Below are 312 nucleotides of genomic sequence, written 5' to 3'. Positions count from 1 at the left end.
GCCAAAATCCTTCGACCAGGACCCGGCCAACCAGGCTCTGACCGAAGCCTTCAAGGCCAAGAAAGAAGACCCGAGCGGCCCGTTCGTCTACCCGTCCTACTCCGCCGTTCAGGTCATTGCTGATGGCATCGCCGCCGCCAAGTCCGAAGACTCCGCCAAGGTGGCTGCTGCCATCCATGCTGGCACCTTCAAGACCCCGATGGGCGAGCTGAGCTACGACGACAAAGGCGATCTGAAGAACTTCCAGTTCGTNNNNTACGAGTGGCACTTCGGCAAACCGAAGACCGAAGCCGCCAAATAAGCTGCTTGCGT

At 59.4% G+C, this 312-nt stretch carries 1 protein-coding gene; it reads left to right on the top strand.

What is annotated here, in order from left to right; genetic code table 11:
• Window positions 1-301: ABC transporter substrate-binding protein (locus ALO43_RS16830; RefSeq protein ID WP_157062322.1), on the top strand; the 301-nt coding region annotated here is incomplete at its 5' end.
• Window positions 302-312 lie beyond the last annotated feature (11 nt).

Source organism: Pseudomonas tremae (genome assembly GCF_001401155.1).
Taxonomy (GTDB): Bacteria; Pseudomonadota; Gammaproteobacteria; order Pseudomonadales; family Pseudomonadaceae; genus Aquipseudomonas; species Aquipseudomonas tremae.
This window is presented reverse-complemented; position numbering and strand designations above follow the sequence as displayed.